This is a genomic window from Afipia carboxidovorans OM5 (assembly GCF_000218565.1).
GTDB classification, from domain to species: domain Bacteria; phylum Pseudomonadota; class Alphaproteobacteria; order Rhizobiales; family Xanthobacteraceae; genus Afipia; species Afipia carboxidovorans.
This window is the reverse complement of sequence record NC_015684.1, coordinates 854,707-868,604: the sequence shown is the minus strand read 5'-3', so window position 1 is coordinate 868,604 and position 13,898 is coordinate 854,707. Positions and strand designations below refer to the sequence as shown.

The following is a 13,898-nucleotide window of genomic DNA, read 5'->3' as shown; positions in this document are numbered from 1 at the left end:
CCAGCGCGGGCCTTTCCCTAATCGCGCGCATCCGCGTCCTGATCGGCCTTCATCAGCAGCCGCAATGCCTTCGGGATCGGCCGCGCGCGGCCTTCCGAGACGAAGGCGACCTTCACTTTTGCCGCGATGAGCAACTCGTCGCCACGCCGCACCTCCTGCGTCAGCCCCATCGAGGCACCCTTCACTTCATGCGGGACGGTGGTGACGGTGAGGATGTCGTCCATCCGCGCGGGCTTGAGAAATTCGATCTGCATCGAACGCACCACGAAGGCAAAACTGGATTTTTGATTGGTCGCGTTTTCTTCACGCGAACCGGTGCCCACTTCGCTTGAAAACGCTCCGGATGCCTCCGCACTAGCTTCCGCAAACAGCGCGCTCTGCTCGGCGCCGAGAAGGCGCAGATAGTTGGTCCGCCCGCGCTCCATGAAGCGCAGGAAGTTGGCGTGATAGACGATGCCGGAGAAATCGGTGTCCTCGTAATAGACGCGGATCGCCATCACATGGCGGCCGTTCTGAATCTCGCCATCGAGCGCGGCAGTCATCGCGCTTCCCCCAAGGCAAGAGGCATAACGTGATCGCGCGTCAGCGGCGCGAGATGCAGGTCGGTCGGCTCACGCGGATCGAGCCAGCGAATCTCGTCGATTTCCGCAGCCGGCACCACGGCGCCATCAATCTCCACGGCATAGACCGCGGCGCGCACCTTGTAGCCCGGCTCGTTCGCGGCTGGCGCCTCGAACTGCCCCATCGGCCGCACACTCTCCGGCACCACGCGGCAGCCGAGTTCCTCGTCGATCTCGCGCATCAGCGCCGCGACATCGCCCTCGTCCGGCTCGCGCTTGCCGCCCGGCTGCATGAACGCTGCCGTACCGCGCTTGCGCACCAGCAGCATCCGGCCCACCGGATCGCGCACCACGGCGGCGACAACCTCGATCACCCGCGCGCTCATTCGTCGTCTCCCGCAAACAGGCCGAACTGCCCGGGATCACGCGAGGGCTCCGCCAGCCCGAGATGCTTGAACGCATGCGAGGTGAGAAGCCGCCCGCGCGGCGTACGCTGCAGGTAGCCGCACTGGATCAGATACGGCTCGATGATGTCCTCGATGGCGTCGCGCGGCTCGGAGAGCGCTGCCGCCAGCGTCTCGACGCCGACCGGTCCGCCGCCATAGTTGAGCGCGATGGTCGAGAGATAGCGGCGATCCATCGCATCCAGCCCCGCTTTATCGACCTCGAGCGCACCGAGCGCGTGATCGGCGACCTTGCGATCGATCGCTTCGGCGTCGAGCGCGGAGGCGAAGTCGCGCACTCGCCGCAAAAGCCGCCCGGCGATGCGCGGCGTACCGCGGGCACGGCGGGCGATTTCGTTGGCACCATCCGCTGTCATGCCGACGCCGAGCACGCGCGCGCCGCGGGTGACGATCTTCTCCAGTTCATCCTCGGTGTAGAAATTGAGCCGCAGCGGAATGCCGAAGCGATCGCGCAGCGGATTGGTGAGCAAGCCCGCGCGCGTCGTCGCGCCAACCAGCGTGAACTTCGCCAGATCGATTTTCACCGAACGCGCCGCCGGTCCCTCGCCGATGATGAGATCGAGCTGGAAATCCTCCATCGCGGGATAGAGCACTTCTTCCACTGCCGGCGAGAGACGATGGATTTCGTCGATGAACAACACGTCGCGCTCTTCGAGATTGGTGAGCAGCGCCGCAAGGTCGCCCGCCTTCGCAATCACCGGGCCCGAGGTGGCACGGAAGCCGACGCCGAGTTCGCGCGAGACGATCTGCGCAAGCGTTGTCTTGCCGAGGCCCGGGGGACCTACGAACAGCACATGATCGAGTGCTTCATTGCGCTTGCGCGCAGCCTCGATGAACACCGAGAGGTTGGCGCGCGCCTGCGCCTGGCCGACGAACTCCGAGAGGTTCTGCGGCCGCAGCGACGCATCGCCGATGTCATCGGCGCGGCGCTCGGACGTGACGAGGCGGGAGTCGGTCATGAGGTTGCTCCGGCGCGGGCGCGAACAATCGTCGGCAGATCCCAGCAGCGTACGATCGTCCAACAGGCAAGCGTGGCGATAGCGCAGGTGATGCCGAGCACAGGCGGCGCGATGTCCTCGCTGACACCCCACACCGTTGTCTGTCCGAGCACGATCTCCATCAGCCCTCCGACCGCAAGCGCAGCCGCCAGCGCGAGAAGCCATCCCATCCGGCCGAAGAAAGCAAGCCGCAAACCAATCAACGCGCCCGCCACCATCGCAGGCGGAAGACCAATGAGATAGCTCAGCGGCGCTGCATAGATCAACGAGAAGGCCGTCATCAGGAACATCGAACTGGCGTCGGGCTTCCAGTCCATACCGATAAGCGCGACAGTAAGCATGAAGATCACCGCACCGACCGGCGGCCCCACGATGCCGAACACGATCACGATCGCGACGAGACGCAAAGCACGCCGGAGCAATGTGGGCTGGACGGGATCGGCGCTCACTTCGCCAGTTCCTTCAGCCCGAGCCGGATGAGTTGCGCCGTCTCCGCGCCCTCGCCCGCGTCACGCGCCACGCTCGCAATCGCCGCCGCCGCCTGCGGCTGGCCGTAGCCGAGATTGACCAGCGCGGAGATCGCGTCCTTCACCGGGCGCGGCGCGCGATCATCATCAACCGCGCCGGCAAGATGCACCACCGCCGGATCGACATTCGCGAATGCAGGCGCCTTGTCCTTCAACTCGGTGACGATGCGCTCGGCAACCTTCGGCCCGACGCCCGGCGTGCGCGCCACTGCGGCCTTGTCGCGCAGCGCGATCGCGTTGGCGAGATCGGACGGCGGCAATGTCGAGAGCACCGCGAGCGCGACTTTCGCACCAACGCCCTGCACGGTCTGCAACAGGCGAAACCATTCGCGTTCGATGTCGCTGCGAAAACCGAACAGCTTGATCTGGTCCTCGCGCACATAGGTCTCGATCGACAGCACCGCCGCCTCGCCGGACGAGGGCAACGCCTGCAGCGTGCGCGTGGCGCAATGCACGAGATAGCCGACGCCTTGCACGTCGAGAATGACGTAATCCTCGCCGTAGGAATCGATCACGCCTTTGAGCTTACCGATCATGCGCAATCACCCAATGGCGCTTTCAACCCTCTCCCCTTGTGGGAGAGGGTGGCGAGAACAAGCAAAGCGCGTTCGAACCGGGTGAGGGTAAAAGCAAAATCACACAAACCCCTCACCCGCCCTCGTTGCACTCGGGCACCCTCTCCCACAAGGGGAGAGGGGAAAAAAGAGGTCATAGCCTGAACAGCAACGACGCAAAGTAACGACGTTGTTTTCACCTCTCCCCGCGAGCGGGGAGAGGTCGGAGCTTGAGCGCACGCGAAAGCTCCAGGTGAGGGGCCCCTCACCCCAACCCTCTCCCCGCAAGCGAGGCGAGGGAGCGCGTGTACGATGACGCTGCCCGTCATAACGCCGCCACCTTCCGCAGCAGCATCGCGCTCTGGCGGTGATGCGCGTGCGTAATGGCGATGGCGAGCGCATCGGCGGCATCCGGTGTCGGTGGCGCGGCTTTCGGCAGCAGAATTTTCAGCATCACCTGAATCTGGTTTTTGTCGGCATGGCCCGCGCCGACCACGGTCTTCTTCACGAGGTTCGGCGCATATTCAGCAACCGAGATACCCGACATCGCCGGAACCAGCATGGCGACGCCGCGCGCCTGGCCGAGCTTCAGCGTGCCGGCACCGTCCTTGTTGACAAAGGTCTGCTCGACCGCGGCTTCCAGCGGCCGGTGTTCGCTCACCACCCGCACGAGCCCTTCATGAATTGCAAGCAGCCGTTCCGACAGCGGCAGGCTTTCGCGCGATTCGACCGTGCCGCAAGCGACAAAGATCAGCCGGTTGCCCTCAACATCGATCACGCCCCAGCCAGTGCGGCGCAGGCCCGGATCAATCCCCAGAATGCGAATCGTGCGCGAAATCATCGCCTCATGATAGCCGAAACCGCCGCAAAGGTCCGGTGCTACAGCAGCGTGCCGCGCAGGATCAGCAGCGCCGCGCTGAAGTAGATCATGAGCCCGGTGACATCGACCAGGGTGGCGACGAACGGCGCCGACGCGCTCGCCGGGTCGAAACCCACCCGCTGCAGCGCGAACGGCAGCATCGAGCCGACCACCGAGCCGAACGTGACGACACCGATCAGCGCCGCGGCGACAGTGAGGCCGACCAACAGCCAGTGTTCGCCATAATCATAAATGCCGAGCTTCTGCCACGCCACCACCCGGATCATGCCGATCACGCCGAGCCCCGCGCCAAGCAGTAGCCCGGTCGGCAGTTCGCGCAACGCCACTTTCCACCAGTCGGAGAGCTTCACGTCATGCAGCGCCAGCGCGCGGATCAGAAGCGAGGTTGCCTGCGAACCGGAATTGCCGCCCGAACTCATGATGAGCGGAATGAACAGCGTCAGCACCAGCGCCTTTTCGAGCTCGCCCTCGAAATGCTGCATTACGCTTGCGGTCAGCATCTCGCTGACGAACAGCACGGCGAGCCACACGCCGCGCTTGCGGATCATGTCGCCGAGCTTGATCTGCATGTAAGGCTCTTCGATCGCCTCCATACCGCCGAATTTCTGCGCGTCCTCGGTGTTCTCTTCGATGATGGCGTCGATGACGTCGTCGAAAGTAACAATGCCGAGAAGATGCGCAGCCTTGTCGACCACCGGCACCGCGAGCAGATCGTGACGCGCGATCAGACGCGCGACGTCCTCGCGGTCGGCGAGCGGCAGCGTGGTAATCGGCGTCACCGCGAGCGAGCCGATGGTCGCATGCGGCTCACCCGCGATCAGGCGGCGCAGCGACACCGCGCCGACAAGACGGCGCGTGGTCGGATGCAGCACATAGATCGCATAGACCGTCTCGCGGGTGCGCTCGACCTGACGGATGTGCTGCAGCGTGCGCTCCACCGTCCAGTCGGCGGGTGCGCTGACGAACTCGATCGTCATCATCGCTCCGGCGGTGTTTTCCGGATAGGCGAGCAGGCTCTTGATCGCGTGACGCGAGGCGGAATCGAGCCCCTCCAGCAGCGCACTGCGCGGCGGATCCTGCAACTGCTGGATGAGGTCGGCCGCCATGTCCGACGACATGCCGGCGAGCAGCGGGACCGCGACATCCTGCGGCAGCGCCTCGATGATCTCCGGCCCGAACAAGAGCTCAGGCTTGTCGAGCACTTCGATCGCGGTCTCGCGCGGCAGTAGCCGCAGCACCTCGGCCGCCTGTTCAGGCGCGAGTTCGTTGAGGATATCGACCTTATCGGCTGCGTGCTCGTCGGTCAGGCTTGCCGCGACCACAGCGGCATTGAAGCCACCCTCGGAGATTGTGTGGATGTCCGTCATGACTCACCTTCGGGATCTGCCGGCAACGGCAGCGGGTGAGCCTCAGAAGCGCTCAGACCGCACGGGCCGCTGTCGGCAAAGTACGTTGACTGTCGCTTGGCATGATTGAGGGTTTCCAGTGACGCAGCGCATGGTTGAACACCATGCGCCACCTGACGCTGACATGAGCTTTCACCTCCGCGCCGTCAAGAAAAAATAGCCGGAGGCGAACCGAAAATGAAGGACGGGGAGGGCCCGATAGAAAGAGGCGCCGTGTTTAAGTCGTTTCGCCTTTGATGAAAACGCTCTCAGCCCGCCATCTTGGCGGCGAGCGTGTCGGAGACCTCGAAGTTGGCATAGACGTTCTGCACGTCGTCATGCTCGTTCAACTGATCAAGTAGCTTGAACAGCTTCTCGCCGACCTCGTCGCTCACCGCGATATTATTCTGCGGCTTCCAGATCAGCGCCGCCTTGCGCGGCTCACCGAACTTCGCTTCCAGCGCCTTGGCCGCCTCACTCAGCGAGGCCTGCGAAGTATAGATCTCGTGGCCTTCCTCGGAGGAGGCAACATCATCAGCCCCGGCCTCGATCGCCGCCTCGAGCATATCGTCGGCCGAGGCTTTGTCTGCGTCGTATTCGATCACGCCGACGCGGTCGAACATGAACGACACCGAGCCGGTCTCGCCGAGATTGCCGCCGGACTTGGTGAAGTAGGAGCGAATGTCGGAGGCCGCGCGGTTGCGGTTGTCGGTCAGCGCTTCGACGATGACGGCGACGCCGCCCGGGCCGTAACCCTCGTAGCGGATTTCATCGTAGTTCTCACTGTCGCCCCCGGCCGCCTTCTTGATGGCGCGCTCGATATTGTCCTTCGGCATGTTCTCGGCGCGAGCGGCGAGCACGGCGGCGCGCAGGCGCGGGTTCATCGCAGGATCGGGCGTGCCGAGCTTGGCGGCCACCGTGATTTCGCGCGCGAGCTTCCCGAACACCTTGGACCTCATGGCGTCCTGTTTGCCCTTGCGGTGCATGATGTTCTTGAATTGGGAATGTCCGGCCATGCGAATGGTCTCTCCGGGCGCGAGTGCGCCTTGCCTGGAAAATTGGGGTTGGGTGGCGCGTTATAGGCCCGCACTCGCCAAATTCAAAGATACCGGAGCCATTTTTCGGGCGGTTTGAGAGGACCGTCGGGGACCTCATTGCCCTTTGGTTAAGGCCTGACCGGGGCTCAGTTCCCGCGCCAGAAGGTGGGCTTTGCGGGCTCCAGCACCGGGCCGATCCGCACCGGGGCAACGACGCGTGCAAGCCCGCTCGCATCGTCGGTTTCCACCGCGAGGCCGCTCAGCGTGCCCGGCCCCTCACCCGCGGTGAAGCGCGCCGCCGGATAGCCACGCAGGAAGCGGCCGAGCGGCTCCTCGCGGTCCATGCCGATGATGCTCTCATAGTCGCCGCTCATGCCGACATCGCTCATGTAGGCGGTGCCGCGCGGCAGGATGCGATGGTCGGCGGTCGGTACATGGGTGTGAGTGCCGATAACGAGACTGGCGCGGCCGTCGCAATGATAGGCGATCGCCTGCTTCTCGCTCGTCGCCTCGCCGTGGAAATCGATGACGATGGCATCGACCGCCTCGCGCAGCGGACAGGCGTTGAGCTCGCGGTCGAGCGCGATGAACGGATCGTCGGAGGGCGCCATGAAGGTCCGGCCGATGGCATTGATGACGAGCGCGCGCTGGCCCTTCTTGGTTTCGATCATCGCGGCACCCCGCCCCGGCGTGCCCGGCGTGAAGTTCAAGGGCCGGATCAGCCGCGGCGCGCGCTCGATGAAGACGAGCGCCTCGCGCTGGTCCCAGGAATGATTGCCGAGCGTAACGGCGTCGGCACCGGCATCGATGAATTCTTGATAGATCGCCTCGGTGATGCCGAACCCGCCGGCGGCGTTCTCACCGTTGACGATGACGAGATCGAGCGCCCAATCGCGGATCAGCGTCGGCAGGGTTTCGGTCACGATGGTCCGCCCGCTGCGCCCCACCACATCGCCGACAAACAGAATCCGCACGCTCACCTACCCCCGAAAATCAATCACGTCCCGTTCCGTTAGCACGAGATCGAGCGGCTCGTCGTGCTCATCGGCGGGTAGCTCGTCGATTTCCTGCACCGAAAATGCAAGGCCCGCGGCCGTGATGCGGCGATTGCGGCGCAGGTGCGCGAGCGTGCGGTCGTAATAGCCGCCGCCATAACCGATGCGATGGCCGCGCCGGTCGAAGGCCGCGAGCGGCACCAGCACGATGTCGGGCTCAACCTCTTCCGCATCCGACGACGGCTCGAGAATGCCGTAGAGCCCGCGCACCAGCACGGTCTCCTTCGTCCATGCGCGGAAGATCAGTGGCTCGCCACGCCCCACTGCAACGGGCAGCGAAAGCCGTGCGCCACGCACGGCCAGCGCCTGCATCAGGGCGGCAGGGTCGATCTCGCTGCGGATCGCGGAGAAGCCCGCGACCACGCAGCCCGGCCCGACCTCGAATTGCGCCGCATATCGCGCAAGCGCGCGGGCCGCAGCGGCCCGCTCGTCACCGCTCAACGCATCGCGGCGGGCGAAGGCAACGGCGCGCAGGCTGTTTTTCGATGGCTGCAAGGAATCCGGCACAGGAGATCGCTTTCTTCACCTCGCTCCGCTTGCGGGGAGAGGTCGGAGGCAAGCGCAGCAAGCCTCCGGGTGAGGGGCAGATTGCAACGATAGCATGCAAGCCCCTCACCCGCTCGCCTGAAGGCTCGCGACCTCTCCCCGCAAGCGGGGCGAGGTAAGCTCATGCCAAATGTCGGAAGTGCGAAGCCACAGTCGCCGTTGAAGCGCTCGATCCCGGAGACCTACCTAAGTAGGTGGGCACCATATGTCCGGGTCCACGGACCCGGCCAGGGACAGTTCCCTTGAGATCGATAAGGCCCCGGGGAATTATGGCTCCTGACGCGCGCCATAGCCTCGCACCACCAATGTAGCGATGATCGGGCCGCACCGCCAGCGGGGGCGATGCAGCTTCCCCGAGAGGAAAAATTCTCAGCCGAGCGCGACGTTGGCCGCCAGCGGCTTGTTCAGTTCCTGCGTCATGCGCTCGATCCGCTCCGAGGCGGAGTTGAGCGCGTTGGCAATCGCGGACTGTGTGGCGCGGGCGCGGTCGGCAGCCGCCACGCGGCCCTCGCGCAGCACCTCGATTTCTTCCTCATAACCGCGGATGCGGCGTTCGGCGTCGTGCAGTTCATCGGCGATGGTGAGCGAGGCCATCACGGTCAGGCGCTGATCACCGATCTCGCCGAACTTGCCGCGCAGATCGGTGACGCGGCTCTCCAGCATCTCCGCAAGGCGTAGCAGCCGCGTCTCCTGCCCTTCCTCGCAGGCCATGCGATATTGCCGGCCGTTGATGGTGACGTTGACGTGGGTCACGAGGCATCCTCCTCGATCACCGAGCGGATCGTGCCGATCGCAACATCAAGACGCTCCGCGATCTCGCGATTGGTGCGCTCCAGTTCGCGCGAACGCACCAGCGTGCCGTCGAGCTCGTTGGCAAGCCGCGACCGATCGATACCGAGCGCCTGAATGCGGGCGGCGAGCTCGTCGCTGCCGCGATCGTATTCGCGGCGGCGCTCAACCGCGCTCTCCATCGCATCGAGCGCGGCCGCAAGCCTGCGGGTCGCCGCCGCGATCTTGTCCGCAGGGGACATCGATCCGGTCATGGAGCCAGTCGCGGGTCCCGCTGGCTCATCCGGCTCATGCCCGGAGAAGGCATTGGGCATGCGGTCGGTCATGTACGCACCATTCCGCGTCGGGTGTTGAACCATGGAAGACTGAATGGCCGATCTCATCGGAAAATCCCGGTTCAGCAAGTATTTAGTCTATGAATCTAAAGAGCGATTCGCCCCCTTGCAACGTCGCTTTCCCGCTATGCACCGTTATGCGCCACAGTCGCGCGCGGCGGATCGTCCGGCCATCCCCGATTTCCGCCGAGCTACGGATGATTCTCTGATCGATTCTTGGACTCGCGGGAGGCGGGGTGCTATCCACCGGCCCAAGAATCCACGCAGTCATCTGACTGCAATATCCCGCCTTTTTGGAAAAATTTTTCAGGTCCCGATCCATGACGTTTCAAGCGAAGACCCCGCGTGTCGATCCGTCCCGCATGGCCAACGCGATCCGCGCGCTCGCGATGGACGCCGTGGAGAAGGCGAAATCCGGCCACCCCGGCCTGCCGATGGGCGCCGCCGACATCGCCACCGTCCTGTTCACGCAATTCCTGAAATTCGATGCCCGCGCCCCGAAATGGGCGGATCGCGACCGCTTCGTGCTGTCTGCCGGTCACGGCTCGATGCTGCTCTACGCGCTGCTCTATCTCACCGGCAACGAGACGATGACGATCGAGGAGATCAAGAGCTTCCGTCAGCTCGGCTCGAAAACGCCGGGCCACCCGGAGAACTTCGTCACCCCCGGCATCGAGATGACCACCGGCCCGCTCGGCCAGGGCATTTCCACCGCGGTCGGCATGGCGCTCGCGGAGCGTCACCTCGCGGCTGAGTTCGGCGGCGATCTCGTCGATCACTTCACCTACGTGCTCGCCTCCGACGGTGACCTGATGGAAGGCGTGAGCCAGGAAGCAATCGCGCTCGCGGGACACCTCAAGCTCAACAGGATGATCGTGCTGTTCGACGACAACGGCATTTCCATCGACGGCGCAATCTCGCTGTCGGACTCGGTCGATCAGGTGAAGCGCTTCGAGGCCGCGGGCTGGGCCGCCTGCCGCATCGATGGCCACGATCATGACGCCATCGCCGACGCCATCGCGCGCGCGCAGAAATCGGATCGCCCGACGCTGATCGCCTGCAAGACCACCATTGCGTTCGGCGCACCGACCAAGGCCGGCAGCTCGAAGTCGCATGGCTCGCCGCTCGGCGCAGACGAAATCGCGGGCACCCGCAAGGCGCTGAACTGGGACGCGCCGCCGTTTGAAATCCCTGCGGACATTCTCGACGCGTGGCGCGCGGCCGGTTCGCGCGGCGCGGCTCTGCGCAGCGCGTGGGAGAAGAAGCTCGCCGCCGTGGACGCGACGCAGCGCGCCGAGTTCGAGCGCCGCATGAAGGGCGATCTGCCGGTCAAGGCGCTCACCGATGCCGTCGCCAACATGAAGGCCGCGCTCGCCGAGGCTCCGAAGGATATCGCGACCCGCACCGCCTCCGAGCAGGCGCTGGAAGCGCTGGTCCCGGTCGTGCCCGAGATGGTCGGCGGTTCGGCCGACCTTACCGGCTCCAACAACACCCGCACCAAGGCCATGGTCGCGATCTCCGCCAACAATTACGGCGGGCGCTACGTCAATTACGGCATCCGCGAGCACGGCATGGCAGCGGCGATGAACGGCATGGCGCTGCATGGCGGCATCATTCCGTATTCCGGCACCTTCCTCGTATTCTCCGATTACCTGCGGCCGTCGCTGCGGCTCGCCGCGCTGATGGGCGAACGCGTGATCCACGTGCTGACCCACGATTCCATCGGGCTTGGCGAAGACGGCCCGACGCATCAGCCGGTCGAACATCTTGCCGCACTGCGCGCCATCCCGAACCTCAATGTGTTCCGCCCCTGCGACACCGTCGAGACGCTGGAATGCTGGCAGCTTGCACTGGAGGCGAAAGACCGCCCGAGCGTGCTGGCACTAACCCGCCAGAATTTGCCGCAGCTTCGCCGCAGCAACGACGCGGCAAACCGCTCGGCCGCCGGTGCCTACGAGATTTCACCCGCGCAGGGCGAGGCCAAGGTCTCAATCTTCGCCTCGGGCTCCGAGGTATCGCTCGCAGTCGAGGCGCAGACACAACTTGTCGCGCGCGGCATTCCGACCCGCGTGGTGTCGGTGCCCTGCATGGACCTCTTCCTAGAAGCGCCGGAAGCTACGCGCTCAGCGCTGATCGGCAATGCACCGGTGAAGGTCGGCGTGGAAGCCGCGATTCGACAGGGCTGGGACGCCATCATCGGCGCGGACGGAATCTTCGTCGGCATGAGCGGATTCGGCGCAAGTGCCCCATATAAGGAACTCTACAACCATTTCGGCATCACCGCGGAGGCGATCACCGCCGCCGCAGAGGCCCGCCTCAAGCGGTAACCCTGCACGCGTATTGCCGTTTGGGATGATTGCATCAGGGCGTCATTCGGGGCAAAACCGCCTCGAAAAACGTCAATTCAGGCTTTGAGGAGAACGGAATGACCATCCGCGTCGCGATCAATGGATTTGGCCGCATCGGCCGGAACGTGCTGCGTGCGATTCACGAGTCGAAGCGCACCGACATCCAGGTGGTTGCGATCAACGATCTCGCACCGGTCGAGACCAACGCCCACCTGCTGCGCTACGACTCGGTGCACGGCCGCTTCCCTGGCGAGGTGAAGGTGGATGGCGATACCATCGACATCGGCAACGGCAAGATCAAGGTCACTGCGGTGCGCGATCCCGCGACGCTGCCCTGGAAGGAACTTGGCGTCGACATCGCGATGGAATGCACCGGCCTCTTTACCACGCGCGAGAAGGCAGCCGCCCATCTCACCGCCGGCGCAAAGCGTGTGCTGGTCTCCGCGCCTGCTGACGGCGCCGACGCGACCATCGTCTACGGCGTCAACCACGACAAGCTGACCCGCGACCACATGGTGATCTCGAACGGCTCGTGCACCACCAACTGCCTCGCGCCGGTCGCCAAGGTGCTGAACGACACGGTCGGTATCGAGACCGGCTTCATGACCACGGTCCACGCCTACACCGGCGACCAGCCGACGCTGGACACCATGCACAAGGATCTTTACCGCGCCCGCGCGGCGGGGCTCTCGATGATCCCGACCTCGACCGGCGCGGCCAAGGCGATCGGCCTCGTGCTGCCCGAACTCAACGGCAAGCTCGACGGCGTCTCGATCCGCGTGCCGACGCCGAACGTCTCGGTGATCGACCTCAAGATCATCGCCAAGAAGCAGACCTCCAAGGACGAGATCAACGACGCCATCCGCCGCGCGTCCGAGCAGCAGCTCAAGAACATCCTCGGCGTCACCGATCATCCGAACGTCTCGATCGACTTCAACGGCGACCAGCACTCCTCGATCTTCGCGATCGACCAGACCAAGGTGCAGGGCGGCAATCTCGTCCGCGTCATGTCGTGGTACGATAACGAGTGGGGCTTCTCCAACCGCATGGCCGACACCGCCGTCGCGATTGGCAAGCTGATCTGACCATTCCCTCCGGGCGCTGCGGCGCCCGGAACCGTTTCATGCGAACGGTGGTTCAACCCGACAGGCCCTTCCGCGATAACGGTCCATCGGGTTCTGGGACAAGGAGACCCATGACCAGCCTTTTCCGCACCCTCGACGACGTCGACGTCAACGACAAGCGCGTCCTGTTGCGCGTCGACCTCAACGTCCCGATGGACAATGGACGCGTCTCCGACGCCACGCGGCTTACGCGCATCACCAAGACCATCACCGAGATCGCCGAAAAGGGCGGCAAGGTCATCCTGCTCTCGCATTTCGGCCGGCCCAAGGGCGTGGTCAATCCGAAGGAATCGCTGAAGCCGGTCGCGATCACGCTCGCCTACATGCTGCGGCGGCACGTCGAGTTCGTCGACGACTGCGTCGGCAAGAAAGCGGAAGATGCCGTCTCCTGGATGAAGCCCGGCGACATCATCTGCCTCGAGAACACCCGCTTCCACAAAGGCGAAGAGAAGAACGATCCTGCTTTTGTCGCCGAACTCGCCAAGCTCGGCGATATCTGGATCAACGACGCCTTCTCGACCGCGCACCGCGCCCACGCCTCGACCGAGGGGCTCGGCCATGTGCTGCCCGCCTATGCCGGCCGCTCGATGCAGGCCGAGCTCGACGCGCTGACCAAGGCGCTGGAAGCACCGACGCATCCGGTCGCGGCGGTGATCGGCGGCGCGAAGGTCTCGACCAAGCTCGACCTTCTGGAAAATCTCGTCACCAAGGTCGATGCACTGGTGATCGGCGGTGGCATGGCCAACACCTTCCTGCATGCGCAGGGTGTCAATGTCGGCAAGTCGCTCTGCGAAAAAGAACTGGCGCCAACCGCGCTGCGGATTCTCGAAAAGGCGGAAGCGGCCAAATGCGCCGTGATCCTGCCGGTCGATGCCGTGATTGCGCGCGAGTTCGTCGCCCATGCGCCCTCGGAAGCCTGTGGGCTCGACGCCATTCCCTCCGATGCGATGATCCTCGACGTCGGCCCGAAATCGGTCGACCGCGTGCGCGCCGCTTTTGATGCCGCCAAGACGGTGGTGTGGAACGGCCCGCTCGGCGCGTTCGAATTGTCGCCATTCGACCGTGGCACCGTGCAGGCCGCGCGCCATGCCGCGGGCCTCACCCGCGAGGGCAAGCTGATCTCGGTCGCGGGCGGCGGGGATACTGTCGCAGCCTTGAACCACGCCGGGGTCGCCTCTGACTTCACTTACGTCTCGACCGCGGGCGGCGCGTTCCTCGAATGGATGGAAGGCAAGCCGCTGCCCGGTGTCGAGGTTCTGCGGGTGAAATGACAATCCCGCCCCGTTTGGCTAGATT

Annotated in this window: 15 protein-coding genes and 1 other RNA gene; 3 read left to right on the top strand and 13 right to left on the bottom strand. The window is 64.7% G+C overall.

The genetic code is table 11. The features are described 5' to 3' along the window. Positions 1-17 precede the first annotated feature (17 nt). From OCA5_RS04140 to OCA5_RS04085, 13 genes are all read right to left on the bottom strand, one after another. Positions 18-542, bottom strand: coding sequence for a tol-pal system-associated acyl-CoA thioesterase (locus tag OCA5_RS04140; protein WP_012564427.1), 525 nt, complete (start codon positions 540-542; stop codon positions 18-20). Next, positions 539-946, bottom strand: coding sequence for an NUDIX hydrolase (locus OCA5_RS04135; protein WP_012564428.1), 408 nt, complete (start codon positions 944-946; stop codon positions 539-541). The genes OCA5_RS04140 and OCA5_RS04135 overlap by 4 nt, the downstream gene beginning before the upstream one ends. After that, positions 943-1,983 carry a Holliday junction branch migration DNA helicase RuvB gene (gene ruvB, locus OCA5_RS04130; protein ID WP_012564429.1) on the bottom strand — a complete coding sequence of 347 codons (1,041 nt, stop codon included), beginning with the start codon at positions 1,981-1,983 and terminating at the stop codon, positions 943-945. Before ruvB ends, OCA5_RS04135 begins: the two co-directional genes overlap by 4 nt. Next, positions 1,980-2,471 (bottom strand): hypothetical protein, encoded by a 492-nt coding sequence (locus tag OCA5_RS04125; protein ID WP_012564430.1) that lies wholly within the window; start codon positions 2,469-2,471, stop codon positions 1,980-1,982. The genes ruvB and OCA5_RS04125 overlap by 4 nt, the downstream gene beginning before the upstream one ends. Continuing rightward, positions 2,468-3,085, bottom strand: a complete 618-nt coding sequence (gene ruvA, locus OCA5_RS04120) for a Holliday junction branch migration protein RuvA (RefSeq protein WP_012564431.1) — start codon at positions 3,083-3,085, stop codon at positions 2,468-2,470. The genes OCA5_RS04125 and ruvA overlap by 4 nt, the downstream gene beginning before the upstream one ends. A gap of 343 nt (positions 3,086-3,428) precedes the next feature. Beyond that, a complete protein-coding gene (gene ruvC / locus OCA5_RS04115) occupies positions 3,429-3,944 on the bottom strand; it encodes a crossover junction endodeoxyribonuclease RuvC (protein ID WP_012564432.1) in 516 nt (171 codons plus the stop codon). Positions 3,945-3,982: 38 nt separating this feature from the next. Next, on the bottom strand, positions 3,983-5,350 hold the full coding sequence (mgtE, locus tag OCA5_RS04110) for a magnesium transporter (protein ID WP_012564433.1): 1,368 nt from the start codon (positions 5,348-5,350) through the stop codon (positions 3,983-3,985). Positions 5,351-5,637: 287 nt separating this feature from the next. Beyond that, complete coding sequence (locus tag OCA5_RS04105; RefSeq protein ID WP_012564435.1) at positions 5,638-6,384, bottom strand: YebC/PmpR family DNA-binding transcriptional regulator; 747 nt, start codon at positions 6,382-6,384, stop codon at positions 5,638-5,640. A gap of 167 nt (positions 6,385-6,551) precedes the next feature. Further along, on the bottom strand, positions 6,552-7,379 hold the full coding sequence (locus tag OCA5_RS04100) for a TIGR00282 family metallophosphoesterase (protein WP_013912859.1): 828 nt from the start codon (positions 7,377-7,379) through the stop codon (positions 6,552-6,554). A 6-nt stretch (positions 7,380-7,385) separates the two neighbouring features. Continuing rightward, positions 7,386-7,967, bottom strand: coding sequence for a 5-formyltetrahydrofolate cyclo-ligase (locus OCA5_RS04095; RefSeq protein ID WP_012564437.1), 582 nt, complete (start codon positions 7,965-7,967; stop codon positions 7,386-7,388). A 179-nt stretch (positions 7,968-8,146) separates the two neighbouring features. Then, positions 8,147-8,304: non-coding RNA, 6S RNA (gene ssrS / locus OCA5_RS18660), on the bottom strand. A 71-nt stretch (positions 8,305-8,375) separates the two neighbouring features. Next, positions 8,376-8,759, bottom strand: a complete 384-nt coding sequence (locus OCA5_RS04090; RefSeq protein WP_012564438.1) for a cell division protein ZapA — start codon at positions 8,757-8,759, stop codon at positions 8,376-8,378. Then, positions 8,756-9,121: a DUF4164 domain-containing protein gene (locus OCA5_RS04085; protein ID WP_012564439.1), complete on the bottom strand. Its 366-nt coding sequence runs from the start codon at positions 9,119-9,121 to the stop codon at positions 8,756-8,758. Before OCA5_RS04085 ends, OCA5_RS04090 begins: the two co-directional genes overlap by 4 nt. Positions 9,122-9,450: 329 nt before the next feature. Here OCA5_RS04085 and tkt point away from each other — a divergent pair, with 329 nt between their 5' ends. The 3 genes from tkt (at position 9,451) to OCA5_RS04065 (ending at position 13,873) form a co-directional block, all read left to right on the top strand. Beyond that, a complete protein-coding gene (tkt, locus tag OCA5_RS04075) occupies positions 9,451-11,457 on the top strand; it encodes a transketolase (RefSeq protein WP_013912858.1) in 2,007 nt (668 codons plus the stop codon). Positions 11,458-11,555: 98 nt separating this feature from the next. Continuing rightward, positions 11,556-12,563, top strand: coding sequence for a type I glyceraldehyde-3-phosphate dehydrogenase (gene gap / locus OCA5_RS04070; RefSeq protein ID WP_012564441.1), 1,008 nt, complete (start codon positions 11,556-11,558; stop codon positions 12,561-12,563). A 110-nt stretch (positions 12,564-12,673) separates the two neighbouring features. Beyond that, positions 12,674-13,873, top strand: a complete 1,200-nt coding sequence (locus OCA5_RS04065) for a phosphoglycerate kinase (RefSeq protein WP_012564442.1) — start codon at positions 12,674-12,676, stop codon at positions 13,871-13,873. The last annotated feature ends 25 nt before the right edge of the window (positions 13,874-13,898 follow it).

Coding starts and splice junctions, on each gene's coding strand:
- OCA5_RS04140 (WP_012564427.1), bottom strand. CDS start 542: ATGACTGCCGCGCTCGATGGCGAGATTCAGAACGGCCGCCATGTGATG.
- OCA5_RS04135 (WP_012564428.1), bottom strand. CDS start 946: ATGAGCGCGCGGGTGATCGAGGTTGTCGCCGCCGTGGTGCGCGATCCG.
- ruvB (WP_012564429.1), bottom strand. CDS start 1,983: ATGACCGACTCCCGCCTCGTCACGTCCGAGCGCCGCGCCGATGACATC.
- ruvA (WP_012564431.1), bottom strand. CDS start 3,085: ATGATCGGTAAGCTCAAAGGCGTGATCGATTCCTACGGCGAGGATTAC.
- ruvC (WP_012564432.1), bottom strand. CDS start 3,944: ATGATTTCGCGCACGATTCGCATTCTGGGGATTGATCCGGGCCTGCGC.
- mgtE (WP_012564433.1), bottom strand. CDS start 5,350: ATGACGGACATCCACACAATCTCCGAGGGTGGCTTCAATGCCGCTGTG.
- OCA5_RS04105 (WP_012564435.1), bottom strand. CDS start 6,384: ATGGCCGGACATTCCCAATTCAAGAACATCATGCACCGCAAGGGCAAA.
- OCA5_RS04085 (WP_012564439.1), bottom strand. CDS start 9,121: ATGACCGACCGCATGCCCAATGCCTTCTCCGGGCATGAGCCGGATGAG.
- tkt (WP_013912858.1), top strand. CDS start 9,451: ATGACGTTTCAAGCGAAGACCCCGCGTGTCGATCCGTCCCGCATGGCC.
- gap (WP_012564441.1), top strand. CDS start 11,556: ATGACCATCCGCGTCGCGATCAATGGATTTGGCCGCATCGGCCGGAAC.
- OCA5_RS04065 (WP_012564442.1), top strand. CDS start 12,674: ATGACCAGCCTTTTCCGCACCCTCGACGACGTCGACGTCAACGACAAG.